The sequence below is a fragment of the Flagellimonas algicida genome (genome assembly GCF_049629585.1).
GTDB lineage: Bacteria > Bacteroidota > Bacteroidia > Flavobacteriales > Flavobacteriaceae > Flagellimonas.
In genome coordinates this window covers 722,797-747,686 of the sequence record NZ_JBMYIX010000002.1, presented here as the reverse complement: position 1 = coordinate 747,686, position 24,890 = coordinate 722,797, and the positions used below count along the sequence as shown (strand labels likewise).

Genomic DNA, 24,890 nt, shown 5'->3' with positions numbered 1-24,890 from the left:
GCCGCCCAATTGGGCGGCTTTTTGTTTCGTGAACTTATTTGTTAATCGGCCAAGACAATTATTTTGTTGTCCTTCATCTCTATTGTCCCACTGGTAATGGACAGTACAGTTTCGCCGTTTTTCCCTGTGGAAAATTTATCCTTAAAAGCTTCATCAATTTTGATGTCCCCTTTTACCCTAACGCTCCCAGCTTGCAACAAGGAAACGATCGGGGCGTGATTTTCCAACATTTGAAACTCTCCATTTACACCAGGTACGGTAACCGCAGTTACGTCGCCTGAGAATAAAGTCGCTTCGGGTGATACTATTTCTAAATACATGTTATCTAGTTATGAGTTATAAGTTACGAGCTATGAGCTACTCTGAACTCCACACTCTTAACTCTTAACCGGTTTATGCTTCCGCCAACATTTTCTCTCCAGCCTCGATAGCTTCCTCAATGGTTCCCTTAAGGTTGAAGGCAGATTCTGGCAAGTGATCCAACTCACCGTCCATGATCATGTTAAATCCTTTGATGGTATCTTTAATATCTACCAATACCCCAGGGATACCAGTAAACTGCTCCGCTACGTGGAAAGGCTGCGACAAGAAACGTTGTACACGTCTTGCTCTACCTACGGCCAATTTATCTTCTTCAGAAAGTTCTTCCATACCCAAGATGGCAATAATATCCTGAAGTTCTTTATATCGTTGCAACAGCTCTTTTACACGTTGCGCACATCCGTAGTGTTCTTTACCCAAAATGTCTGGGGTCAAAATCCTAGAAGTAGAATCCAAAGGATCCACAGCTGGGTAGATACCCAACTCAGCAATCTTACGGGAAAGTACGGTAGTTGCATCCAAGTGGGCAAAAGTTGTTGCAGGAGCAGGATCCGTCAAGTCATCCGCAGGAACGTAAACCGCCTGTACAGAGGTAATGGAACCTCTTTTGGTTGATGTAATCCTTTCCTGCATGGCCCCCATTTCTGTGGCCAAGGTTGGTTGGTAACCTACCGCAGATGGCATACGACCCAAAAGTGCGGATACCTCAGAACCTGCTTGGGTGAAACGGAAGATGTTATCCACGAAGAACAATACATCCTTTCCTTGTCCGTCTCCAGCACCATCACGGAAATATTCTGCAATGGTCAATCCAGAAAGGGCTACACGGGCACGGGCACCGGGAGGTTCGTTCATCTGACCGAACACAAAGGTTGCCTTGGATTCCTTCATGGCTTTCTTGTCCACTTTGGACAAGTCCCATCCGCCTTCTTCCATAGAATGCAAGAAAGCATCACCATACTTTATAATTCCAGACTCCAACATCTCACGAAGCAAGTCGTTTCCTTCACGGGTACGTTCACCAACACCAGCAAACACGGAAAGTCCACCGTGACCTTTTGCAATGTTGTTGATCAACTCCTGGATCAATACGGTTTTTCCAACACCAGCACCTCCGAACAATCCAATTTTACCTCCTTTTGCATAAGGTTCGATCAAATCGATAACCTTGATTCCTGTAAAAAGAACCTCGGTAGAAGTGGAAAGGTCTTCAAATTTTGGTGCTTCCCTGTGAATGGGCAGTCCGTTGTCTCCAGTTTTTGGCAGTTCTTCCAAACCATCAATGGCATCACCGATTACATTGAAAAGCCTTCCATATACGTCTTCCCCGATAGGCATTTGGATTGGATTTCCGGTAGCTACTACCTCAACCCCTCTGCTCAAACCGTCGGTAGAATCCATGGAAATGGTCCTTACGGTATTCTCACCAATGTGCGATTGAACCTCCAATACCAATCTGGAACCATCCGCTTTAGCGATTTCAAGGGAATCATAAATCTTGGGAATCTCAGTTCCCGACTCAAACTCAACATCAATGACCGGGCCAATAATCTGGGCAACCTTACCTGTAACTTTAGACATTACTGTGTTTATTTTTAATTGAATACGAGGAAAAAACCGTTTTTTTTCCGGCTGCAAAGATATACTTTTCCCTTTGTAATCAGAAACTAAAAATCTTCTTTTTTAGCAATAAAAAAGGCACTGAAAAAATCAGTGCCCTTGAATATTTTTTTTGGTATTGCCTTATGGGTTGATGGTCCATGAAACATAATAGATGGACCCTATGTTTCCTGTACCCACTGCTGTAAAGTACTCATCTCCCAATATATTGGAGCCTCCAACCTTGAAAATGGATTTTATACTGGGAACGGCGTAGTTCAACTGCGCATCCAATACCGTAAAGGAAGGAATGTCGCCATCCGCGAAAGATGCTTCCCAGAAATAGCTGTCGCTCCATCTGTAGTTCACATTAAATCCAAAATTTGTGAAAAGCTCTGGGTTTCCAAAAGATGCCTTCACCTTATGTTTTGGCGTGTTGAAGTTTGTTCTCAAATCCGGGAATTTCCCTTCATCAATATCCAATTCGGCAAACGTATAGTTTACCCCTAGATCAAAGTTACCGAGTTTGGTATCGACCCCTACCGTTGCCCCGTAGGAGTTAATATCCTGGTCTGAGTTGGTATAGGTTTGATACACTTGGTAGTCCCCATTTTGAATAGCCAACAAGGACAATCCTCCATCCCCAGCTTCTCCATAGAACGGAACTGCTGTAGTAGTATTGGCCAAGAAATTCTTGTACTTGTTGTAGTACCCGCTTAAATCAATGGTGAACTTCCCAATTTGGGCCCTATACCCAGCTTCGTAAGCGGTAATTTCTTCGGGCTGCACCAAAGGTGTATTGACAGCTTCGGGTGCTCCAGCTTGTAGTGAAGCGGTAGAATATGCATTTTCATAGGCCGCTCGACCCACAATTTCCACCGTGGCCGGCATTCCAAGATTATCCTGAGCGGCTTGACTCACATCAAATGTCCTCACATCCCTGTCCAAGTTAGCTGGAGCCGAACCTACCAAAATAGCACGCCCTGCATTCAATCCAATGAACAAATCCTGGGTGGTAGGGTTTCTGAAACCTTGTTGTACCGATACCCTAAAATTGTGGTTCCTGTTTTCACCTGCCGTATAGGCCAATGAAACCCTTGGCGAAAGGAAACCGTCAAAAAATTCATTTTTATCATAGCGTGCAGAACCTGTAAACTTTAAACGCTCATCCATAAACTTCTTCTGCAACTGTAAGTATGCCCCGTATTCATTATAGGTAATGGGCCCGTCGATATCTGTAAAAATGGTCCCGTTGGAGTTCAATTCATATTCCCGGAACGAACCTCCTATTTGAAGGTCGGCCCAATCATCAATCAAATGGGCCAAATTATAGTTCCCATTTACGTGACGGAACTTGGTTTGGTCCACGAACTTGGCTCCTGTACTAAGGTTACCATCATTAATTACCTTGTTGAAGACACTTTCAAAAGCTGGGGTTCCCGGAATCAACCTTCCTTGGTCAGCGGCTTGACGCCCTGCGATATGTGCTTGGGCAGAAGACTGCTCAGGGGTAAGTCCACCCTGCTGTATCCCCCCTAAATAGGTGGGGATGTATGCGGCGGCATAATCCGTGAACCATTGCGTATCCGATTTCCATGCCCTATTGACATTGATAGCGGCGAAACGGGTGTCATAAGCGTCTCCAGAATTTTCGGAAACGATATACCCTCTAAGGAAGAAGTTATCATTCTTTATTTCCAAACGATGCTGTTGCATGGTGAACCCTGCAACGGCATAACGGTTGGCCCCTTGATAAATCGTGGTGCCACGACCAATCCTGCTGTTCAAAATAACCTCCAGGTCATTACCGAAAGGCCTATAATGGAATGCGAAATCTGCTTTTACACTTTCCGCATTGTAATTGGCCAGATCCGCTTCATCATACCCTGTTCGGGAAATCAAGGCAGAACCAACTGTCCCCGTAGGCAGGCCTGCAGCAGCATCAAAATTCAAGGTAGTTGAGACTTCGTCCCCATAAACATTTAAACCGTCATAAGCTGGATTGGAACGATCTGCCCCAGGATTATTCAAGTCTATGGTTTGATTAGCGTGCCAATCCTCACCCGTCAAAACGGAAAGGTTTGCCTTAACGGCCACTTTATCACTGAAAGCATGGGCCGCCCTAATACCAAAATCCTTATAAAAGTTACTGCCCGCGGCATCTTGCACGGTAACTCCTCCCTTGGCATAGGCACTGATTCCTTGAAAATCAAATGGGTTTTTGCTCCTCATGAACAGAATACCATTAAAAGCACCTGCACCGTACAAAGCGGAAGAGGCTCCGGGCAGGATTTCCACGCTTTGCACATCCAACTCGGACATCCCCACCAAGTTCCCCAACACAAAGTTGAGTCCAGGTGCGGTATTGTCCATTCCATCCACAAGCTGTAGGAACCTATTGTTGGCAAAAGTGGCAAAACCCCTAGTGTTAATGGATTGAAAGGTTAAACTATTGGTATTGATGTCCACTCCTTTCAAATTTTGTAATCCGCCATAGAAAGATTCTGCCGTGGTATTCTTTATCTCCTTCAAACCAAAACGTTCCACGGAAACCGGGGATTCAAAAATCCGCTCCGGGGTACGGGAGGCCGAGACTACAATCTCGTCCAAGAGAGTAGAAACCTCACCCAATACAATTGAAAGTGTTTGGTTGTTGGCCGTAACATTGGCTATAAATTCAGAAAAACCAATACTACTGACCCGTAGTCTGAACGGGGGTTCCTCTGATGTATTAAAAGTAAAGTTTCCATCAAAATCGGTAGTGGTTCCTTCCGCCTTTCCCATCAACACCACATTGGCTCCCGGGATAGGCTCATTATTTTCATCAACCACCTTTCCTTGGACCGTTGTTTGTGCGTATGCGACAATTCCAAAGAGCATGAGGGAAATACTGAATAGTCTTCTCATTGGTTTTGAATTAGAGTTAGATAAGTTTTAAGTGCATATTAAATAATGTAAGTGGAAGATACATTTTTTTTTATTTGCATTCCACAAATATGAAAAAAATTATGCATGCATAATACTTATTTATCAAAAAACCCCTTTAAAGACTACATATTTCATAAAAATGGCGCCATTTACGGCGCCATTTTATATTAAATTATGAATTTGGAAAGTTACTCCACGGTAACCGATTTTGCCAAGTTTCTGGGTTGATCCACATTACATCCTCGCATCACCGCAATATGATAGGAGAGCAATTGCAATGGTATGGTGGTCAACAGCGGAGAAAGACTTTCAGACGTTTCGGGAATCTCTATGACATGGTCTGCCAATTGCTTTACGCTTTTATCCCCTTCGGTAACAATGGCAATGATTCTTCCTTTTCTCGACTTGATTTCCTGAATGTTGCTGACCACTTTTTCATAATGGCCTTTTTTTGTGGCAATGACCACTACGGGCATTTGCTCATCAATGAGGGCAATGGGTCCGTGTTTCATTTCGGCCGCTGGGTATCCTTCGGCATGTATATAACTGATTTCCTTGAGCTTCAACGCCCCTTCCAAGGCCACTGGAAAATTATAGCCCCTTCCCAAATACAAACAATTGGCAGAGTCTTTATAAATTTCCGAAATCTCCTTTACCAAGGCATTGGATTTTAGGGTTTTCTCCACTTTGGCCGGAATAGATTCCAACTCCGTAAGGTACTCATGGAACTTGGATTTCGAGAATGTTCCCTTTTCTTGGGCCAATCTCATGGCCAATAGGGTCAAAACCGTAATTTGGGTGGTAAATGCTTTTGTTGAGGCCACCCCGATTTCTGGTCCTGCATGGGTGTAGGCCCCGGCATGGGTTTCCCTTGCAATGGATGAGCCCACAACGTTACAGACCCCAAAGACAAAAGCTCCTTTTTCCTTGGCCAATTTAATCGCGGCCAAGGTATCGGCCGTTTCGCCGGATTGGGAAATGGCAATCAGCACATCCTTATCCGTGATTACAGGATTTCTATACCGGAATTCGGAGGCATACTCGACCTCTACAGGAATCCGGGCCATGTCCTCAAAAATATACTCAGCCACCAGGCCGGCATGCCATGAGGTTCCACAGGCCACTATAATAATCCTGTTGGCATTGAGGAATTTTTCCAGATTCTGGTCAATTCCTGCCATCTTTATAATACCCTTATCAGCCAATAATCTACCTCTGTAGGTGTCCATGATGGCCCTAGGCTGTTCATAGATTTCCTTGAGCATGAAATGCTCGTACCCCCCTTTTTCAATTTCTTCAAGATTCAATTGAAGTTCAAGGATATTGGGGTAGGCAATGGCATCGTCTTTGATTTTGCGCATCTTGATTTCCTTCCCGATACGGACAATCGCCATTTCTTCATCTTCCAAATACACTGCGTTATTGGTGAATTCTATAAATGGAGAGGCGTCAGATGCAATAAAATATTCATTTTCCCCAATCCCGATGGCCAAAGGACTTCCCAGTTTGGCCACAACGATCTCGTCTGGCTTGGTGCGATCAAATACCGCAATGGCATATGCTCCCACCACTTGGTTCAAAGCTATTTGCACCGCTTTACCCAGCTTTACGCCTTCTTTCTTCTTCACCTCTTCTATAAGGTTTACCAACACTTCGGTATCGGTATCCGATGTAAAGGTGTAGCCCCTTTTGGTAAGTGCTGTCTTTATGGATTCGTAGTTTTCGATGATTCCGTTATGGATAATCACCAAATCCCCTGAATTTGAACAATGGGGATGGGAGTTTACATCGTTTGGAACACCATGGGTGGCCCACCTTGTGTGGCCCAAGCCCAATTTTCCTTTTGTTGGAATGGTGGCTTCCGTTCTGTTCTTTAGATCCTCAACCTTTCCTTTGGTCTTGGAAAGGCTTAGGTTTTCACCGTCGAAAAGTACCACACCGGCACTATCGTAGCCTCTATATTCAAGTCTTTGTAAGCCTTTTATCAATACAGGATAGGCATCTCTATGGCCTATGTATCCTACTATTCCACACATAAGATTGTTTTTGGGTTAATGATTATTTTGGGTTTAGGCCCATAAAATTATAATCTATTGCCCAAAAATAGATAAAACGACATCGCTAAACCGATGAACGACCCAAAATAAGCCACAAGAAGTTGTTTTTAATTGGCCTCGGTGTAGAAAATCTCCAATTTTAACCTTTTATCGCTTTCGGAACCCTCTACATTGCTTCCATAAAGCACTGTTCCCAAGGGGCTTATACTAGCTCTAATAGGAACGTCAATTGCTTGGCCGCCTTCTCCCATTCCTTCCTGAACTCCAGTGAAGAATATATTTGAAGTAGTGGTCAAGGCCAAAACGGCATTGGTGGAATCCCTGACGATGATATCATTTAAATGTTCGGTTATCCTAACTGTATACTGTACTCCCTTGCCGTTCTCCTTTTTGAGGATTCCGTCGTAATTAAGGAACAATCCCAATGGAGCACTGTTGGCATCCACTACATTAATGGCGTTCCTCTCCGTGTTGGGGTCCAATATGGGCAGATTGGTCTCCGCGTTGTACAAATACAATCTTGGTGGTTCCACTGCATCGTCTCCCAATGTTTCCCGATCTACATAAAAGACCAGATTGGCTTCGTTGATAATCCAGTTATTTGCCTTGATTTCGTTAATGACACTCGCCCCACCATTTACAACATCATCAAAAAGTCGTATTTCGGTAAGGGTCTTTGCCCCTTTCACATAGATCCTTGAAGCGTTTTCACCATTATCAAGTGCACCAGCAATATCCGGGGTAAGTTCCTCATCCTGAAAAACATTGACCGCATTGCCCAATGTAATTCCATTACTGCTCAGCAATAACCCCAATACAAAATCCCTTTCCGCAGTGACCACCTCTTCCTCATCGCTGTCGTAATCCTGATATTCGTAGGTAATGGTGATGTTGGCTTCGGTAAGGTCCAAAAGGAACATAAGTTCATCCATTCCCGTTCCCGTAATATATATCCCCCTTAAAAAGTCATTGAAGTTGGATTGGCTCAACAGCTCGGACTGCCCTTCTTTATCCAATATATTTTCTTGAAAAAAAGTAGGGTTGAGCGGTACGCGTATGCCCGGAGGGCGACGCGAAGCGACCACGGTTTCGGACTCATCAACATCATCGGTATCAGGGTCATCTTCAGCAAAAATGAGCACCTCCTTATTGTCAATGGTAATGGTTTTGTTATCTGCCATGGTCAGTTCTTCCCCTATAAAACTGGAAAAATCCTGATTGGAAAAATACTCTTGCGCCTCTTGAAAACCGGTATTGGGATCCAAATCCCTCAAAAAATAATTGGATCGGTATACCGAAATCTCAAAACTTGCGTCCCTGTCCCCATAAATACTGTCCAAATCAAAAGTCCTGCTAAAAATATTGGGTATAAAATCATCTGCCGTACCGTCTTCATCAGCATTAAATGGATCCGACCCAATATTAGTTTCTTCAATATCACTGACACCATCCCCATCCCAATCGGATGTTGGGTCATAAATATCTTCTTCGGTCCTTTCCAACGAATTGTCCACCCCATCTGCATCAGAATCCTTTGTTGTTGAAGGCGGAATCTGGAACGGGATGTTCAGATATACCTCTTTTACGGTTTCTTCCTCCGGTACAGTGGAAGCACTGCTATCAGAATCTGCAGTGTCTTCCGTTGCTTGGGACGAATCCCCAAAAACTGGATCACCCACCCTGTTGGGCAAGGATAGCTGCGAAAGAATACTGGCATTTCTTTTTCCATATATGGGATCGTTAAAGGTTCCCAATTGGTATAGGGGCAGCCTATTGGTCTGCACCGCGGTGATACCTTTATTATATGCAAAAACCTCAAAGGTCCTCTTGCCCGTTGTAAAGGGCTCCCCACCAACAACACCTTCACCTATGGTGTCCAGTTCGTCTTCACAAGAAGCGACCAGTAGAAACAAAGTTCCAACCCAAGCTGAAACCTTTACGATCTTGGAAAATCTCATGCAATTTATTTTAAAACTTCTGTTTTATAGAAATTTGTGTATGCTTCCTCCGCTTCCTGAAGTGAAACGTAGGGCAATACGGGTTTGGAAAGATTGGCAATGTGGTCTTTTATCTCCTCAGACACCTCTTCCGCGGCTAAAATAATGGCATCGGAATGATCTACGGCAACCTTTAACAAATTATTATAGTCGGGTTTGGCCAGTGCAGAAACGGTTTCTTTGTCTATCCCGTCAAAGGCAACTTTGTTGATCATTTCACCGTCCAGCTCCCCCTCAAATCCTTTGTTATAAATGGAGGTTATTATTTTACTGTCCGCAAATAAGGGCTCATCTGCGTAGTATTCCCTGAGGTATAATGGAACCATGGAAGCCATCCAACCATGAACGTGGATAATATCCGGGCTCCAATTCAATTTTTTAACGGTTTCCACCACGCCTTTGGCAAAGAAGATGGCCCGCTCATCGTTGTCGGGGAACAAATTTCCATCAGCGTCCGCGAAAGTCGCCTTTCTTTTAAAGTATTCTTCGTTGTCGATAAAATATACTTGGATCCGTTCCCTTGGGATGGATGCCACTTTAATGATCAAGGGCATATCCATATCATTGATCACCAAGTTCATCCCAGATAAGCGTATCACCTCATGCAATTGATGCCTTCTCTCGTTGATGTTCCCATATCTCGGCATAAATATGCGTATTTGACCGCCATTGCTGTTGACCATGCGGGGCGCTTCGTACGACATTGAGGAAACTGGATTCTCTGGGAGGTAGGGAACTAATTCAGAAGATACGAACAATATCTTTTTGCCATTCATAAACACTTTCTTTTGTTTATCCGAAAAACGTAGCTGCAAAAGTACAAAAATTATGCTGATTACCAGTATTTATAGTATTTTTGCACGCTTTTGATCCTTGTGATGCACCTATTTGACCGCAAAAAAGAACTGATTTCCTTTCTACAGGAAGAACGCGACAAAAACCGTACCGTTGGTCTGGTACCCACCATGGGCGCCCTTCACCAAGGCCATATTTCCTTGGTAAAAAAGGCACTTTTGGAAAATGACCTGGTGGTGGTGAGCATCTTTGTAAATCCAACCCAATTTGACAAAAAGGACGATCTTGACAAGTATCCCAGGAACCTTAATCAGGATATACGGATTTTAAAGGATGTTTCGGAAAAGATCATCGTCTTTGTTCCCTCAGTAGATGAAATATATGGCTCCAATATAGCATCCAAGCACTATGAGTTTGATGGTTTGGACAAGGTCATGGAAGGTGAGTTCCGGGAAGGCCATTTTAACGGTGTGGGCACCATTGTGGAAACCTTTTTAAGAACGGTCTCCCCCAACAAGGCATATTTTGGGGAAAAGGATTTTCAGCAGTTGCAGATCATTCGCAAAATGGCTGAATTGAGAAAACTGTCCTTTCAGATCATTGGCTGTCCCATAGAGCGCGAACCCCACGGTCTGGCCATGAGCTCCCGTAATGAACGCCTGTCAAAACCGACTAGAAAAGAAGCCGGTTTCATTTATGAAACCCTCCAAACTGCCAAATCTAAATTTGGCACGGAAAGTGCGCAAGATATTATGGATTGGGTAAAAGAGGAATTTCAAAAAAATCCCCTGTTTACATTGGAATATTTTCAAATAGCGGACGAAGACACCCTCACACCCATCCTAAAAAAACAGGAAAACAAAAAATATAGGGCGTTCATAGCCGTTTATGCCGATGATGTCCGCCTTATAGATAATCTAAGATTGAATTGATACATTTGCACCATGCAAGTAGAAGTTGTAAAGTCTAAAATTCACAGGGTAAAAGTAACCGGGGCCGATCTCAATTATATCGGTAGTATCACCATTGATGAAGATCTCATGGATGCCGCAAACATTATCCGTGGTGAAAAAGTACAGATCGTGAACAACAACAATGGCGAACGATTGGAAACCTATGCCATTCCTGGGCCGCGAGGCTCAGGGGAACTGACCCTTAACGGTGCCGCAGCCCGAAAAGTGGCGGTGGGTGACGTACTGATTCTGATCACCTATGCATGGATGGATATTGAAGAGGCCAAATCCTTCAATCCGGCATTGGTCTTCCCCAATGAAGCCACCAATCTACTGAACTAGTTTTGGGCACCTCCCTGAAAAAATTCCTAAAGATTTTTATTCCCATTGCCTTTGGGCTCTTTTTGGTTTGGTATTCCTACAATTCCACTTCCCCGGAGGAGCGCAGGCAAATCATTCATTATATTTCCAATGCCAACCCTTTTTGGGTTTCCATTTCCGTTCTCATTGGTATTCTCAGTCATATCTCAAGGGCTATTCGGTGGAAGTATCTACTGCAACCCATGGGGTACAATCCAAAGTTCGTCAACAGTGTTTTGATCGTGCTCATTTCCTATTTTGCCAATCTGGGCATCCCAAGATCAGGGGAATTTCTCAGGGCCACTGCCCTCACCACCTATGAAAAGGTCCCTTTTGAAAAAGGATTTGGGACCATTGTTACCGAAAGGGTGGTGGATTTGCTGATGCTTCTGGGCATTATCATGATCACCTTGGTGCTACAGACCGATTTTATTTTAGGCTTTTTGGAAGAAAAAGGGGTCAATATCATCGGGGCAGCCGGAATTTTAATTGTAGGAATCGTAGGGCTATTCGTGGGAACCTATATCATCCGAAAATCCAACTCGCCTTTTGCCCTTAAATTGAAAGGGTTTCTGACCGGCCTGCAAGATGGGGTGCTCAGTGTTTTCAAAATGAAGAACAAATGGCCGTTCATCTTTCACACCCTTTTTATCTGGGCAGCCTATTTTGGCATGTTCTGGGTCATAAAACACACCGTTGAAGAAACCATTACCCTAAGCTTGGGACAATTGTTGGTGGCTTTTGTGGGTGGCGCCTTTGCCATGTCCACAACCAATGGTGGAATTGGCCTATATCCCATTGCCGTAAGTGCCGCCTTGGGTATTTATGGAATCAGCTCCGTATCGGGCGATGCCTTCGGATGGATCATGTGGATTGCACAGACCCTAATGGTGGTGGTTTTTGGCACAATATCCTTTATTGTATTACCGTTATTGAATAGGAATCGGTAAACCCCAGCCACCAAATTCTTTTTTCATGAAAAACCGTCTACTATTTGTGTTGATAGGCCTCGTTTGCCTGAACCTTGGCGCTCAGGTAAAACACGAGATTTTCGAATCCTTCAAACTACAGGAAAGAAGAAACGTCTCCTATTATTTTCCCGAAGACTATACCGAAGAAAAAAAGTATCCCTTGATAGTGGTATTGGATGCCGAGTACCTGTTCGACCTAGTGGTATCCAATGTAAAGTTCCAAAGCCGATTGGGGCGTATGCCGCAGGCCATTGTGGTGGGCATCGGTCAAGGAGAAAATGATATTCGTTGGGACGATTGTGACTACGAAGAAGTCTCTGGTCTCCCTACGGATAAAGGAAAGATGTTCTACGAATTTTTGGGCACCGAGATCATTCCTTATTTGGCGACCACATACAAAATTGCCCCCTTTAAAATGTTCATTGGCTATGACATCACTGCCAATTTTGGGAATTATTTCCTTTTCAAGGATCGTTCACTTTTTAATTCCTACATAAGCATTTCACCCGTATTGGCCACCGAAATGGAAAACCGGGTCCCTGAACGACTATCTGCCTTGGACCAAGTGATCTTTTATAATGTCATTGTGGAAAAGGAAGCTTCGGACGATAGACAGCGTATCCTTCAGATGAACCACAGTGTCAATTCCATAACCAAGGAGTCCCTGCACTATTTCTTTGATGAATATGACAATGCAGACCATGTTTCCATCATCCCATATGGCATTGGGAAAGCGTTTGACAATGTCTTTAAAATATTCCGCCCCATCAGTCCCAAGGAGTATAAGACCGAAATACTTACTTCCACGGATCCTGCCTTTACTTATCTTGAGGACAGATATACCATGATCGAGCAATTGTTCGGTTTTGAAAAACCTGTGGAACTCAACGACATTATGGCCATTTATGCCGCCTGTAGAAAAAAGGAGGATGTTGAATCCTTAAAGCCCTTGGCCGAACTTTGCAAGAAGCAATATCCGGAAACCATGATGGGATTCTACTTTGAGGGTGAATATTACGAAGAGCTCGGCGAACCCAAAAAAGCCTTCAAAACCTTTGAGAAAGCGTTCCAAATGGAGGAAATCGACTTTTTGACCAAGGATATGGCCCTAGAAAAAATCGATGCCCTCAAGGCTGACTTCGGGTATTAGATTTGTAGATGGTTGGATTATTGGATTGATGGACGCCATCCATCCAAAAATCCATTTATCCAAGAGTCAAACAATCCATAATTCCATATCTTTAGGCCCCTCATTTAGTTGGAATGGCCAAGACCAAAACTGCTTTTTTTTGCCAAAACTGTGGCACCCAATATGCAAAATGGGTAGGACAATGTTCCGCCTGTAAGGAATGGAACACCATTGTGGAAGAGGTGGTCCAAAAAGAGGACAAAAGAAGCTGGAAGGCCAGCAGTGTTTCGGACAAAAAAGCCAACAAACCCCTTCGCGTTTCTGAGATTACCCATGAAAGTGAACTACGCCTCGACACAAAAGACCAGGAGTTCAATAGGGTATTGGGAGGAGGCCTGGTCCCCGGTTCCTTGACCTTGTTGGGTGGGGAACCCGGCATTGGAAAAAGCACGCTTTTACTCCAGATTGCCCTAAAACTCCCCTTTAAAATCCTATATGTTTCTGGAGAGGAAAGTCAACGGCAGATCAAAATGCGGGCAGACCGCATCCAACCCAATAGTGAAAACTGCTATATCCTTACTGAAACCAAGACCCAGAACATTTTTCAGCAAATTGCTTCGTTGGAACCGGATTTAGTGGTCATCGACTCCATCCAGACCTTACATACGGACTATATAGAATCAGCCGCGGGAAGCATTTCCCAAATCCGGGAGTGCACCGCCGAACTGATCAAATTTGCCAAGGAAAGCCATACCCCTGTTATTTTGGTGGGACACATCACCAAGGACGGTACCATTGCAGGACCCAAAATCTTGGAGCACATGGTGGACACCGTCCTGCAATTTGAAGGAGATCGGAACTATGTGTACCGCATCCTCCGTTCCTTGAAGAACCGTTTTGGCTCTACCGCTGAGCTGGGCATTTATGAAATGCAGGGCAGTGGTTTACGTGAAGTGAACAACCCATCGGAAGTGCTCATTTCCAAAAATGACGAAGACCTCAGCGGAACGGCCATTGCCGCCACCGTGGAGGGTATGCGTCCCCTCCTCATAGAAATCCAAGCCTTGGTGAGCACAGCGGTCTACGGAACACCTCAACGCTCTGCCACGGGATTCAATGCCAAACGCCTGAACATGCTCTTGGCCGTATTGGAAAAACGGGCGGGCTTTAAATTGGCCGCCAAAGATGTGTTTTTGAATATCACTGGAGGGATTTCGGTGGACGACCCCGCCATTGACTTGGCCGTTTTGGCCGCCATTCTGTCCAGCAATGCCGATATTCCCATTGAAAAAGGCATCTGCTTTGCAGCGGAAGTAGGTCTGGCCGGTGAAATTAGGCCGGTACAACGGGTGGACCAGCGTATTTTGGAGGCTGAAAAATTAGGTTTCTCAACCATTTTTGTCTCCAAAAGCAATAAAATCGGACTAAAAAATACCTCGATCCAAATACATAAAGTATCCAAGATCGAGGATATCGTCTCTTCTTTATTCGATTGATTTTTATGGAGAAGGATTGGGGATGGAATTGTGGATCTCATCAATCCCTTTCAATACCTCATCCGAAAGATCTAGCTCAATACTTTCAATATTTTCCTTGAGTTGTTCCATGGTGGTGGCCCCAATGATATTGCTCGTTACAAAAGGTCTCGAATTCACAAATGCCAAGGCCATTTGGGCCATGTTCAAATTGTGTTCCTTGGCCAACTCGGCATATTTTTTCGTGGCCTCAACCGCAGAAGGATTGCTATATCTATCGTATTGGGGGAATAGCGTTACCCTTGCCTTTCTGGGCGGGACATCCCCTAAATATTTTCCACTCAACACACCAAATGCCATGGGTGAGTAGGCCAAAAGCCCTATCTGTTCCCGCATGGATATCTCGGAAAGTCCAACCTCAAATAATCGGTTCAGCAAACTGTATGGGTTTTGGATCGTGAGCATACGGGGTAGGCCTTGATGGACTTTGCTCTCTTCCAAATATCGCATGGTGCCCCAAGGGGTTTCATTGGAAATCCCAACATGCCGTATTTTTCCTTCTGCCTTCAAATCCCGAAGGGTTTCCAATACCTGATGGATATTGTCCTCCCAACCATCAATGGCATGGGCATTAAACCCACGCTGACCGAAAAAATTGGTGTTCCGTTCCGGCCAATGCAATTGGTACAGATCAATATGATCCGTTTGTAATCGCTTTAAGCTTCCTTCCACAGCACCAATCAAAGACTCTTTGCTAAAACCTGTATCCCTGATTTCTTTCGCTGCATACCCCGGACCGGCAATCTTGGTGGCCAAAACCACCTTGTCGCGGTTTCCGGTTTTCTTGAACCAATTTCCAATAAGTTCCTCGGTCACGGCATACAGTTCCTTTTTTGGGGGAACAGGATACATCTCGGCCGTATCAAAAAAATTGACCCCTTGATCTAGGGCATAATCCATTTGTTCATGGGCTTCTTCTTCATTGTTCTGTCTCCCCCAGGTCATGGTGCCCAAACAGATTTTACTGATACGAATATCGGTATGCGGAATTCTCGTGTATTTCATCAAACTGAATTATTTAAAGGTCTAAGGTACGTAATCCGTATTTTAAGCTTTTAAGGGAATTGTTATGTTTCCAACTCCAAAAGAATGGGGCAATGGTCGCTATGCTTTGCATCGGCCAGAATCACCGAACGTTTTAAACGGTCTGCCAATGATTCGTTCACCATACCATAATCCAAACGCCAGCCTTTGTTATTGGCCCTCGCATTGGCTCGGTAGCTCCACCACGTATAATTGTCAGGTTCCTTGTTGAAATGCCGGAAACTGTCTATAAAGCCACTCTTGATAAAATTGCCGATCCATTCCCGTTCCACGGGCAAAAACCCCGAAACATTCTTGTTCCGTACCGGATCATGGATGTCGATGGCTTCATGACAGATATTGTAATCCCCACAAACCACCAAATTGGGGCGTTCTTTTCGAAGTTGGTCCGCATACTTTTGAAAATCGGCCATGTACGTCAATTTAAAATCCAAACGATCCATATTGGTCCCGGAGGGCAAATACATACTCATGATGGAAACATCGCCATAATCCACCCTGAGGTTACGGCCCTCATGGTCCATATAATCGATTCCCGTTCCGTACTCCACATGGTCCGGCTCTTTTTTGCAAAGCAAGGCCACCCCACTATACCCTTTCTTTTGGGCACTATACCAATAGTGGAAAGGGTATCCGGCTTCCTCCAAAAGGGCTGTATCCACCTGTTCCTCCATGGCCTTGGTCTCCTGCAGGCACACCACATCCGGATTTGCGGTCTTGAGCCAATCCACAAAACCCTTGTTCATGGCCGCCCTGATACCGTTTACGTTGTACGAAACTATCTTCATCTTTAAATTTTCCTTAAAAATAGCCATTGTGGTCGGCTCCTTAAAATTGAATTTATCAATATCCCCATTGATGAAAAGAATTGTGCCATAATAGCCTTCTTATCCGTAATTTCACCCTAAAACTTTTTGGTATGACGGCCTTGCTCTTGATCGATATACAAACGGGACTTCAGGAAATTGAATTTTACGGCACCGAGCGCAACAATCCCGAGGCGGAAACCAATGCCCAAAAAATATTGAATGCCTTCCGAAAGAAAGATTGGCCCATCTTCCACGTTCAGCATTGTTCCACAAACCCGGATTCACCCTTGCACCCATCTAAAAAGGGGCATGCCCTCCATCCCTTGGTGGCTCCCATTGAGGGGGAGCCTGTCATCCAAAAAAATGTGAACAGTGCCTTTATCTGCACCGATTTGGAATCCCGCCTCAAGGCCCAAAACATTTCAAATCTGGTCATTGTGGGGCTCACTACGGAGCATTGCGTGTCCACTTCGGTACGGATGGCCGCCAATCTGGGCTTCAATGTTACTTTGATTTCCGATGCCACTGCTGCCTTTGACAAAATTGGGGCGGACGGGATACGGTATTCCGCCGAAACCATCCACCAGACCAACTTGGCCGTCCTTAAGGACGAGTTTGCCCAAGTGGTCACTACAGCCACTTTATTGGAAAAGCTAGCGGATTAGTTCTTACTTTTAAGGCTAAACCCTTTTTTATTGCCTTATGTTACGTTCCGGATTTCTTTTGTTATTGTGTCTTGCTTTAAATGCCATTCCCACCTTCGCCCAAGAAAAACCGGTGCGGATCGGGGTGGCCGGACTCTCCCATGCCCACGTGCATTGGATCTTGGGCCGTGAAGATCTGGGCGATATTGAACTTGTGGGCATTGCCGAACCCAACCGGGAACTGGCCCAACGCTATGCGGAACAACATGGTTTTTCCATGGATCTGGTGTACAATACGCTGGAAGAAATGATCAACGCCACCCAACCCGAGGCCGTGACCGCCTTTGGATCTATTTTTGAACATCTGGCCGTCGTACAGACCTGCGCGCCCAAGGGCATCCATGTGATGGTGGAAAAACCCCTAGCTGTGAGCTTGGACCACGCCCAAAAAATGAAGGCATTGGCTGAAAAGCACAACATACATCTACTCACCAATTACGAGACCACGTGGTACCCTACCAATCATAAAGCCAAGGAATTGTTGGACGAAGGAAAAATAGGCGACCTGCGAAAGGTCATCGTACGCGATGGCCACAAAGGGCCCGTGAAGATTGGCGTCAACAAAGAATTTTTGGATTGGTTACAAGACCCCATCCTCAATGGTGGGGGCGCCATTACCGATTTTGGCTGTTACGGGGCCAACCTCATGACCTGGCTCAAAAAAGGGGCAAGGCCCAATACCGTTACAGCCGTGACCCAACAATTTCAGCCGGGGAACAACCCCAAGGTGGACGATGATGCCACCATTATCCTTACCTATGACGATTGCCAAGCCATTTTGGAACCTTCGTGGAACTGGCCCATTGGACGAAAGGACATGGAACTCTACGGCCTTACCGGGGCCATTTATGCCGATAACCGAAACGACCTCCGCATACGTATAGCCGAGGGATACGATGGCTACCATGAAGAAAAAATGACCTTGGAGGAGCGCCCTGCACCCAACAACGATCCTTTTTCCGTGCTGGCCGCCGTGGTGAGGGGCAAAATGAGCCTACAACCCTCCGATCTCACCGCATTGGAGAACAATATGGTGGTCATGGAAATCTTGGATGCCGCCCGCCAAAGTGCCAAAAAAGGGAGAACCATCCATCTAAAAAAATAAGTCGCCAAAATGGCATATGGACAAGGAGGGTTTAAAGGAGTAAGGTGCCAATAAACACATCCTATCAACTATCAACAACATTATAAGTAGAAATGAATACAATTGAATTTAAAAAACAATGGAATCCCGATGAATTTGACACATGGACAGAGTTTAATTCTGAGCAATTTAAAAGGACCCCGCTGACAAAATCGACAACCGAGTTTCTTACCGGTGGATTCCCCTATTCGGCTGCTCCATTTCTAGATTTTGGTTTAGAGCGTTATGACGGTGTGCTATATAACATAGCAGAATATTATTCTGGGACGGATGTCGTCAAAGGAGCAGAAAACTATTGGATTTTTGGTTCGGATAGTTCTGGAAATCCGATCTGTATGGACTGTTCCGCAAATGATAAAATAGTCTTGCTAGATCATGAGCTAGGTTTTGAACCTATTCAGGACATAAATAAAAATGTAATTGAACTAGCTTTATGCCTGTTGGAATTCAAGAGGTTTGTTGCCCAAATACAACTAGAATTTGGGGAAGACGGGTTTATGGACTCCAAATTCACAAAAAATCATCTTGAGGAACTTAAAAACAAACTTCAATCCATAAATCCAAACATTTTTATCGAATCGGACTTTTGGAAGAGTGAAATTGAAAACCTGTTTTCAGAAATCGAATAAAAACCGTCTAGGCATTTATTAAAGCTAACTAAAAACACCTAACAAATGACAACCAAGGACTTTTTTAGGCTTATCATAAAAGCATTTGGGATATATTGTTTTATCAACGCACTTTTTACATTGATTCCCAATCTATCTTATTCCGGTGGGTTTTTCACCTTTCACTTTGCAATGAACTTCGTTTATTTCATTGTAACCGGAGTCATTGTTTATATCCTCTTGTTCCAAACAGACCGAACAATAAATCTCTTTCACCTAACCAAGGGTTTTGACCATGAAAAAATTGAAGCCAAGGATTTAAACGCAAATGGTCTTTTCAAATTTTCGGTAATCCTGATCGGGCTTCTTTTGATCACCAATAATTTGGCCCAATTTTTAGACTATTGCTATTTGGCCTTTAAAAAACAGGTTTCTGCATATGGTTTGGGAGAGATTGAAGGTGCCATGTTGGACCAACATTTGGATTACAACTGGTGGGCCATCTCTGGATTGAATATCCTGATAGGAATCCTAATGTTGTTGAACTATGAATGGATCGCAAAACTATTCACTCCAAAAGGCAAATTGGATAAGGGTTGATTTCTCCCCTCCAAACAAAACAACATCACTATAATCACATTTATTCAAAAGCAAAAACTCCGGACAGCTTTGCCATAAGTCGTGCTTAACTCCTATATTTAAGGAAGATAGACATTACCCCTCCTCTATTTTACGCAAAAAGCACCTTCATGAATACAGCAGAGCATCGTATGGGAACACCGTTTGCAAGCCGGCTTGTTTTGCTGCCCAAAAAAATAGCCAAGGCGCTTTACGTGATCAAACTGCAGCTTGCCGGAATCTATTTTACGTTCTTTTTAAAGGCCTACAAAAAGGAAGGCATAACGCTCTACGTACCCTTTCATTTAACGGATTTGAAATTCCGGGGCAGGTTCCCCTTGAACCTTTATGAGGTGGAAGAGACCAAACACCTAAAAAAACATTTGTCCCCCCATGCCAAAGTTTTGGAATTGGGCTCCTGCCTGGGGTACACTTCGTGCATGATCAACACCATATTGCTAAACAAAAACGCCCATGTTGCCTTGGAGGCAAATCCGAACCTTATCCAATGGATCAAGAAAAACAAGCAAACCAACCATTGTGGTTTTTCTGTGGAAAATGCCATTGTCTCTCACAACAAGGAAAACACCTTCTACATCCATAAACTGATTGTTGGCGGTAGCACCGTGCGGAAAACACCTAAAAAAGTTACCGTTAGGGGATGGACCATAGATGAACTGAAAGAAAGGTACAACATGGACTTTGATACCCTGATCATGGATATTGAAGGAGGCGAACTGAACCTTTTTAGGGATTTTAAGGAGAGCCTATCCAGCTTTAAAACTATTTTTTTGGAGGTCCATCCGTTTGCCGGAATCTTGACAGAGGAGGAAGCCAAAGAATGTGAGGACCTCTTAAGTGAACTCCATTTTAAACTGGTGGTCAGGGATGGGCACTTTCAAATTTGGGAAAAATAACCTCCCACCACCATGGTAAAGGCTTGCCGCACTAGCCAGGAATTTTCCGCATTACCCGCTCCATGCCCTTTAAGGCGGTGACCACGTTCTGTATCTCCATTTGTTCAAAGGAATCCTTTTCCAGATAAAACAACATTTCCACGGCAAGGTCCAGATAGTGGGCCAAGATCGCCGGGCTGCCGTAGGTGTCGGTGATCCATGCATTGAGCTGGGCCATTTGTATTTGGTTCATATTTGGGACAACTTGGTTATGTTCAAATATAGAAAAGATTTTAAAATAACTACTAATTAGTAGTTACTTATTAATAGCGCACTTGATTTCTTTACTTTATGGACAAATCCAAAGAGATCAAGAAGCTAGCCAAGCGTATCAAATCCTTACGACTTCAAAAAGGATATTCAAGCTATGAAAGTTTTGCCTACGACAATGGCATCCATCGTGCCCAATATGGTCGTTATGAAACGGGTACAGATATGCAATACACCAGCCTTCTTAAAATTGCCCAAGCTTTTGACATGACCCTAGAGGAATTTTTCAGTGAGGGTTTTGATTAAACACAAGAACCGTCACCCTGAACTTGTTTCAGGGTCTCATAAACATGTTCAAAAATAATGGGATGTAAAAAAAGGGGTGTTCTGGCAGTGTCTACATTTCGACTGCGCTCAATGTGACATAGAAAACCCGGTTCTCGATACTTTTCCTTTGGAAAAACGCAAACTGACGCATTCATAAAATGTACTATTCCGTATCTTAGTCAAACTAGAACATTTTGTATGCCCAAGTTGGTCTTGATCCTATTGTCCTTGCTTATCTTGTCCTGTGCCGAAAAAGCACCGGAGGATGTCAGTTCCGTGGACCCCATAAACTGGAGTGCCCGTACCGTGACCCTATCCGCCAGTGATTCTTTGGTGAACGGGAGCAGTTATCTTTCGGTCTACTCGCAGGTGTACAGCGAAACGGAGCACCGCACGCACAACCTCACGGCGACCATAAGCATGCGCAACACCAACCTCATGGATACCATTTACATTCGCAAGGCGGAGTATTTTGACACCCACGGTGATGCCATCCGCATCTATTTTGATGCCCCCATCTACATAAAACCCATGGAGACGGTGGAAATCGTCATAGACGAAAAGGACCCAGCGGGGGGGACAGGGGCCAATTTCCTTTTCGATTGGAGCATTAAGCCCTCCTCACACGAGCCTTATTTTGAGGGGGTCATGATCTCCACATCCGGGCAACAGGGGTTGTCCTTTACCACAAAAGGCATTCGGGTGGAGTAGCAAATAAAATCATTTGTTTCCTATCCCTGTAAACTCAAACGGGGCATTCGTTAACCCAAACAGGGCATCCATCAAAGTTTGGGCAAAAATTCCGGAATATTTAGAATCTTAGAGGGCCCATGCACCAAACTTGACCCTTATGCACAAGATTCTTAACGTCTTTCTGTTGGTATTTTTATTGGGGTATGCACAATCCAATCAAGCACAGGCCATCAAAAAATATACGAATAGGCTAGAAAATACGCTTGTGAAAGTAGAAAAAGATGGAAAACCCGTCAATACCGTTGCAAATGGGGCCCATTACCTTAGAGAAGGTTCCTATAAGACCTCTTCTTCCTACTTTACCGAGGTAACATTGGCCAATTTCATTTCTGGGAACCTTACCCATACCATGGAGGTACATTTCAAGAACAAGGAAGGAAAAATTTATACAGGTGTGCTCAGTTATCCCTCCAATACTGATGGGCCACCACCAAAAAAGGTCAGAGGGAAAATGGATGTCATCAGCGACATATCCTTTTTAATCCACGAGCAAGATCAAAGTATGGTAATCGAGTTTTACCATCAAGGGGATTTTGCCGGAGTGCTGTTCATTGGACATAAGGATAAAGCGGTCCTAAAAAAGGAAGCCAATGACTTTGAAATTCCAGGTTCCGAAAGCAATGGCATGTACTTGGGCGAGGTACAGCGCCGAGAGGCAGGAAGGATCGTGCTATCTAAAACTGACCATCTATTCCACAACAACAAAGGCCCTTTTGCCCTAAAGGAATTTACCATAGGCGACAAATTGTATGCAAGGGCTTTTTACACCAGAATAAAGCCTCCTGTAGAAATATTACAAATTGAAGGCTTCCGAATCAGACGAGGTAGCAGCAGGGCAAAAATCATAAACGAATTTTATTTGGATGGAAAACTGGCCGTATACAACGAAGAAGGCCCTTTTCATGATAAGGACAAGGATATGATCAACAGTTGCACTTCAAATAGAGAGCCTGTTTTTATTTTAAAAAATGAAGGGATAGAAGGAAAATTTATGGAATATGTACTTAAAAACAACCTCCCCTCAAAGAAATATGGGTTTGAGTGGAAAAAATATGTAGCCCTCCCAGATTCTTCCCATACAGCATCCGCCAAAGTGCTTTTGGCAACTACCGGGCCAATAGCATTCAACATTACTGATGAAGGGTTAAAAAAACTGTGCTCCACTGAATTTGGCCCTCCAGTGGAACCCATCTATACCGATCGCAAAGCAAGAAAGTTACTGAATGTGCTAAAAAAATACGCCAAATCACAGGGTTGGATGCAGACTTTCACAAAAAATACCATAAGCAACAAAACCATATGGACCAAAGTATATGATGCATTTAATAACTATACCCACTCCAAATGCTCAGCTACGTTTAGAACGGAACATCCTTTGGAGGGCGACAGAAAATCCTATGGTATGATTTCGGCCTTGTTCCACAAATATCCCAATGGCTCCATAGAGGTGTTCAGCACATATGGTCAAAAATACATTCCTAGGGTCTGTAAACAGGATTTCTCCGATGAAAGACACCCATAAAGATTACAGTTTCTGCAACCAGTACCGCATATCCACTTCCTTGGAGATGATTTCCTTGACCTCGGAAAGCTTTACCCGGCTCTGTTCCATGGTGTCCCTATGGCGAATGGTCACGGTATCGTCTTCCAAAGTTTGATGGTCCACAGTAACACAGAATGGTGTCCCCGCAGCATCTTGACGACGGTAACGGCGGCCTACGGCATCTTTTTCATCATAGTCCACATTGAAGTCCCATTTTAGCTCATCAACAAGTTTTTGGGCCACCTCAGGTAGACCATCCCGTTTGAGCAATGGCAAAACAGCCACTTTGTTGGGGGCCAACACCGCTGGAATTTTCAGTACGGTCCGGGTGGAGCCGTTTTCAAGCTCTTCTTCTTGTAGTGAGTTGGAGAATACGGCCAAGAACATACGGTCCAATCCTATTGAGGTTTCCAGCACGTAGGGTACATAGCTCTTGTTTTCCTCCGGGTCGAAATATTGTAGTTTTTTTCCTGAATATTCCTCATGCTTGCCCAAATCGAAATCGGTACGGGAGTGGATGCCTTCCAACTCCTTGAACCCAAATGGGAACTTGAATTCGATATCAGCGGCCGCATCAGCGTAGTGGGCCAATTTTTCGTGGTCGTGAAAACGGTAGTTATCTGCTCCCATTCCCAAGGAAAGGTGCCATTTCATACGTTTTTCCTTCCAAGCTTCGTACCACTCCATTTGGGTTCCCGGCTTAATGAAGTATTGCATTTCCATCTGTTCAAATTCCCGCATACGGAAAATGAACTGGCGGGCCACAATCTCGTTACGGAAGGCTTTTCCGGTTTGGGCAATCCCGAACGGAATTTTCATCCTTCCGGTTTTCTGTACATTCAAAAAGTTGACAAAAATACCTTGTGCAGTCTCAGGACGAAGGTAGAGGTCCATGGCACTATCCGCAGAGGCACCCAACTTGGTCCCGAACATAAGGTTGAACTGCTTCACGTCCGTCCAGTTTTTGGACCCAGAAAGTGGACAGGCAATTTCCAATTCCTCAATAAGAGCTTTGACATCGGCCAAATCCTCGTTTTCCAAAGATTTTGCCATTCGTTTTAGGATTTCATCGGCCTTAGCCTGATAATCCATAACGCGTTGGTTAGTGGACAGGAACTGCTCCTTGTCAAAACTATCCCCAAAACGTTTGGCGGCCTTGGTGACCTCCTTGTCTATCTTGGCTTCTATCTTGGCCACATAATCTTCGATCAAGACGTCGGCCCTATATCTTTTTTTGGAATCTTTGTTGTCTATCAACGGGTCATTGAAGGCATCCACGTGGCCAGAGGCCTTCCAAGTGGTGGGGTGCATAAATATGGCGGCATCTATGCCCACAATGTTCTCATTGAGCTGCACCATGGCCTTCCACCAATATTCGCGGATGTTCTTCTTTAGTTCAGCGCCATTCTGACCGTAGTCATAAACTGCGCTAAGTCCATCATAAATCTCACTGGATTGAAATACATAGCCGTATTCCTTTGCGTGAGAGATAACCTTCTTAAAAATGTCTTCCTGATTTGCCATTGGGC

23 protein-coding genes are annotated in these 24,890 nt (G+C 44.3%); 13 read left to right on the top strand and 10 right to left on the bottom strand.

Annotation, left to right across the window (positions count from 1 at the left end; genetic code table 11):
- Positions 1-41: 41 nt before the first annotated feature.
- From ACPD8L_RS12210 to ACPD8L_RS12185, 6 genes are all read right to left on the bottom strand, one after another.
- Positions 42-320: a F0F1 ATP synthase subunit delta/epsilon gene (locus ACPD8L_RS12210; RefSeq protein WP_293304082.1), complete on the bottom strand. Its 279-nt coding sequence runs from the start codon at positions 318-320 to the stop codon at positions 42-44.
- 73 nt (positions 321-393) lie between these two features.
- On the bottom strand, positions 394-1,902 hold the full coding sequence (gene atpD / locus ACPD8L_RS12205) for a F0F1 ATP synthase subunit beta (RefSeq protein ID WP_116216414.1): 1,509 nt from the start codon (positions 1,900-1,902) through the stop codon (positions 394-396).
- A gap of 162 nt (positions 1,903-2,064) precedes the next feature.
- Complete coding sequence (locus tag ACPD8L_RS12200; RefSeq protein WP_423943569.1) at positions 2,065-4,827, bottom strand: TonB-dependent receptor; 2,763 nt, start codon at positions 4,825-4,827, stop codon at positions 2,065-2,067.
- A 209-nt stretch (positions 4,828-5,036) separates the two neighbouring features.
- Entirely contained in the window at positions 5,037-6,884 is a 1,848-nt protein-coding gene (glmS, locus tag ACPD8L_RS12195) for a glutamine--fructose-6-phosphate transaminase (isomerizing) (protein WP_116216416.1), read from the bottom strand.
- 128 nt (positions 6,885-7,012) lie between these two features.
- Positions 7,013-8,863 (bottom strand): DUF4270 family protein, encoded by a 1,851-nt coding sequence (locus ACPD8L_RS12190; protein WP_423943568.1) that lies wholly within the window; start codon positions 8,861-8,863, stop codon positions 7,013-7,015.
- 5 nt (positions 8,864-8,868) lie between these two features.
- Positions 8,869-9,678, bottom strand: coding sequence for a glycogen/starch synthase (locus tag ACPD8L_RS12185; protein ID WP_116217583.1), 810 nt, complete (start codon positions 9,676-9,678; stop codon positions 8,869-8,871).
- 102 nt (positions 9,679-9,780) lie between these two features.
- Between ACPD8L_RS12185 and panC the strand changes: the two genes are divergently transcribed.
- The 5 genes from panC to radA all read left to right on the top strand — a co-directional run bounded on the left by panC (position 9,781) and on the right by radA (position 14,606).
- On the top strand, positions 9,781-10,629 hold the full coding sequence (panC, locus tag ACPD8L_RS12180; RefSeq protein ID WP_423943566.1) for a pantoate--beta-alanine ligase: 849 nt from the start codon (positions 9,781-9,783) through the stop codon (positions 10,627-10,629).
- A 12-nt stretch (positions 10,630-10,641) separates the two neighbouring features.
- Positions 10,642-10,992 (top strand): aspartate 1-decarboxylase, encoded by a 351-nt coding sequence (gene panD, locus ACPD8L_RS12175; protein ID WP_116216419.1) that lies wholly within the window; start codon positions 10,642-10,644, stop codon positions 10,990-10,992.
- Positions 10,993-10,994: 2 nt separating this feature from the next.
- A complete protein-coding gene (locus tag ACPD8L_RS12170) occupies positions 10,995-11,960 on the top strand; it encodes a lysylphosphatidylglycerol synthase transmembrane domain-containing protein (RefSeq protein WP_116216420.1) in 966 nt (321 codons plus the stop codon).
- Positions 11,961-11,985: 25 nt separating this feature from the next.
- On the top strand, positions 11,986-13,131 hold the full coding sequence (locus tag ACPD8L_RS12165) for an alpha/beta hydrolase (protein ID WP_423943563.1): 1,146 nt from the start codon (positions 11,986-11,988) through the stop codon (positions 13,129-13,131).
- A 113-nt stretch (positions 13,132-13,244) separates the two neighbouring features.
- Positions 13,245-14,606 carry a DNA repair protein RadA gene (gene radA / locus ACPD8L_RS12160; protein WP_293304069.1) on the top strand — a complete coding sequence of 454 codons (1,362 nt, stop codon included), beginning with the start codon at positions 13,245-13,247 and terminating at the stop codon, positions 14,604-14,606.
- Positions 14,607-14,609: 3 nt separating this feature from the next.
- On the opposite strand, the gene ACPD8L_RS12155 is transcribed toward radA, so the two are convergent.
- A complete protein-coding gene (locus ACPD8L_RS12155) occupies positions 14,610-15,650 on the bottom strand; it encodes an NADP(H)-dependent aldo-keto reductase (protein WP_293304067.1) in 1,041 nt (346 codons plus the stop codon).
- Between the two features lie 62 nt (positions 15,651-15,712).
- A complete protein-coding gene (locus ACPD8L_RS12150; protein ID WP_293304065.1) occupies positions 15,713-16,477 on the bottom strand; it encodes an exodeoxyribonuclease III in 765 nt (254 codons plus the stop codon).
- 131 nt (positions 16,478-16,608) lie between these two features.
- Here ACPD8L_RS12150 and ACPD8L_RS12145 point away from each other — a divergent pair, with 131 nt between their 5' ends.
- From ACPD8L_RS12145 to ACPD8L_RS12125, 5 genes are all read left to right on the top strand, one after another.
- Complete coding sequence (locus ACPD8L_RS12145) at positions 16,609-17,163, top strand: cysteine hydrolase family protein (protein WP_423943561.1); 555 nt, start codon at positions 16,609-16,611, stop codon at positions 17,161-17,163.
- A 37-nt stretch (positions 17,164-17,200) separates the two neighbouring features.
- On the top strand, positions 17,201-18,307 hold the full coding sequence (locus ACPD8L_RS12140) for a Gfo/Idh/MocA family protein (RefSeq protein ID WP_293304061.1): 1,107 nt from the start codon (positions 17,201-17,203) through the stop codon (positions 18,305-18,307).
- Between the two features lie 92 nt (positions 18,308-18,399).
- Positions 18,400-18,975 (top strand): SUKH-4 family immunity protein, encoded by a 576-nt coding sequence (locus tag ACPD8L_RS12135; RefSeq protein ID WP_116216426.1) that lies wholly within the window; start codon positions 18,400-18,402, stop codon positions 18,973-18,975.
- Positions 18,976-19,020: 45 nt separating this feature from the next.
- Positions 19,021-19,554: a hypothetical protein gene (locus ACPD8L_RS12130; RefSeq protein ID WP_293304057.1), complete on the top strand. Its 534-nt coding sequence runs from the start codon at positions 19,021-19,023 to the stop codon at positions 19,552-19,554.
- A gap of 149 nt (positions 19,555-19,703) precedes the next feature.
- Positions 19,704-20,489, top strand: coding sequence for an FkbM family methyltransferase (locus tag ACPD8L_RS12125; protein WP_423943560.1), 786 nt, complete (start codon positions 19,704-19,706; stop codon positions 20,487-20,489).
- 31 nt (positions 20,490-20,520) lie between these two features.
- Here ACPD8L_RS12125 and ACPD8L_RS12120 read toward each other — a convergent pair whose 3' ends face one another.
- On the bottom strand, positions 20,521-20,721 hold the full coding sequence (locus ACPD8L_RS12120) for a hypothetical protein (RefSeq protein ID WP_293304053.1): 201 nt from the start codon (positions 20,719-20,721) through the stop codon (positions 20,521-20,523).
- A gap of 98 nt (positions 20,722-20,819) precedes the next feature.
- Between ACPD8L_RS12120 and ACPD8L_RS12115 the strand changes: the two genes are divergently transcribed.
- The 3 genes from ACPD8L_RS12115 (at position 20,820) to ACPD8L_RS12105 (ending at position 23,340) form a co-directional block, all read left to right on the top strand.
- Positions 20,820-21,044: a helix-turn-helix domain-containing protein gene (locus ACPD8L_RS12115; RefSeq protein ID WP_116216429.1), complete on the top strand. Its 225-nt coding sequence runs from the start codon at positions 20,820-20,822 to the stop codon at positions 21,042-21,044.
- 219 nt (positions 21,045-21,263) lie between these two features.
- Positions 21,264-21,776, top strand: coding sequence for a DUF3124 domain-containing protein (locus ACPD8L_RS12110; RefSeq protein WP_423943557.1), 513 nt, complete (start codon positions 21,264-21,266; stop codon positions 21,774-21,776).
- A 139-nt stretch (positions 21,777-21,915) separates the two neighbouring features.
- Entirely contained in the window at positions 21,916-23,340 is a 1,425-nt protein-coding gene (locus tag ACPD8L_RS12105; RefSeq protein WP_423943555.1) for a hypothetical protein, read from the top strand.
- A gap of 3 nt (positions 23,341-23,343) precedes the next feature.
- On the opposite strand, the gene ACPD8L_RS12100 is transcribed toward ACPD8L_RS12105, so the two are convergent.
- On the bottom strand, positions 23,344-24,885 hold the full coding sequence (locus ACPD8L_RS12100; RefSeq protein ID WP_423943554.1) for a glycine--tRNA ligase: 1,542 nt from the start codon (positions 24,883-24,885) through the stop codon (positions 23,344-23,346).
- Between the last annotated feature and the right edge of the window lie 5 nt (positions 24,886-24,890).

Coding starts and splice junctions, on each gene's coding strand:
- panD (WP_116216419.1), top strand. CDS start 10,642: ATGCAAGTAGAAGTTGTAAAGTCTAAAATTCACAGGGTAAAAGTAACC.
- ACPD8L_RS12140 (WP_293304061.1), top strand. CDS start 17,201: ATGTTACGTTCCGGATTTCTTTTGTTATTGTGTCTTGCTTTAAATGCC.
- ACPD8L_RS12125 (WP_423943560.1), top strand. CDS start 19,704: ATGAATACAGCAGAGCATCGTATGGGAACACCGTTTGCAAGCCGGCTT.
- panC (WP_423943566.1), top strand. CDS start 9,781: ATGCACCTATTTGACCGCAAAAAAGAACTGATTTCCTTTCTACAGGAA.
- ACPD8L_RS12145 (WP_423943561.1), top strand. CDS start 16,609: ATGACGGCCTTGCTCTTGATCGATATACAAACGGGACTTCAGGAAATT.
- ACPD8L_RS12115 (WP_116216429.1), top strand. CDS start 20,820: ATGGACAAATCCAAAGAGATCAAGAAGCTAGCCAAGCGTATCAAATCC.
- ACPD8L_RS12120 (WP_293304053.1), bottom strand. CDS start 20,721: ATGAACCAAATACAAATGGCCCAGCTCAATGCATGGATCACCGACACC.
- ACPD8L_RS12100 (WP_423943554.1), bottom strand. CDS start 24,885: ATGGCAAATCAGGAAGACATTTTTAAGAAGGTTATCTCTCACGCAAAG.
- ACPD8L_RS12150 (WP_293304065.1), bottom strand. CDS start 16,477: ATGAAGATAGTTTCGTACAACGTAAACGGTATCAGGGCGGCCATGAAC.
- ACPD8L_RS12190 (WP_423943568.1), bottom strand. CDS start 8,863: ATGAGATTTTCCAAGATCGTAAAGGTTTCAGCTTGGGTTGGAACTTTG.
- ACPD8L_RS12135 (WP_116216426.1), top strand. CDS start 18,400: ATGAATACAATTGAATTTAAAAAACAATGGAATCCCGATGAATTTGAC.
- ACPD8L_RS12130 (WP_293304057.1), top strand. CDS start 19,021: ATGACAACCAAGGACTTTTTTAGGCTTATCATAAAAGCATTTGGGATA.
- radA (WP_293304069.1), top strand. CDS start 13,245: ATGGCCAAGACCAAAACTGCTTTTTTTTGCCAAAACTGTGGCACCCAA.
- ACPD8L_RS12105 (WP_423943555.1), top strand. CDS start 21,916: ATGCACAAGATTCTTAACGTCTTTCTGTTGGTATTTTTATTGGGGTAT.
- ACPD8L_RS12110 (WP_423943557.1), top strand. CDS start 21,264: ATGCCCAAGTTGGTCTTGATCCTATTGTCCTTGCTTATCTTGTCCTGT.
- ACPD8L_RS12155 (WP_293304067.1), bottom strand. CDS start 15,650: ATGAAATACACGAGAATTCCGCATACCGATATTCGTATCAGTAAAATC.
- ACPD8L_RS12165 (WP_423943563.1), top strand. CDS start 11,986: ATGAAAAACCGTCTACTATTTGTGTTGATAGGCCTCGTTTGCCTGAAC.
- ACPD8L_RS12210 (WP_293304082.1), bottom strand. CDS start 320: ATGTATTTAGAAATAGTATCACCCGAAGCGACTTTATTCTCAGGCGAC.
- atpD (WP_116216414.1), bottom strand. CDS start 1,902: ATGTCTAAAGTTACAGGTAAGGTTGCCCAGATTATTGGCCCGGTCATT.
- glmS (WP_116216416.1), bottom strand. CDS start 6,884: ATGTGTGGAATAGTAGGATACATAGGCCATAGAGATGCCTATCCTGTA.
- ACPD8L_RS12185 (WP_116217583.1), bottom strand. CDS start 9,678: ATGAATGGCAAAAAGATATTGTTCGTATCTTCTGAATTAGTTCCCTAC.
- ACPD8L_RS12200 (WP_423943569.1), bottom strand. CDS start 4,827: ATGAGAAGACTATTCAGTATTTCCCTCATGCTCTTTGGAATTGTCGCA.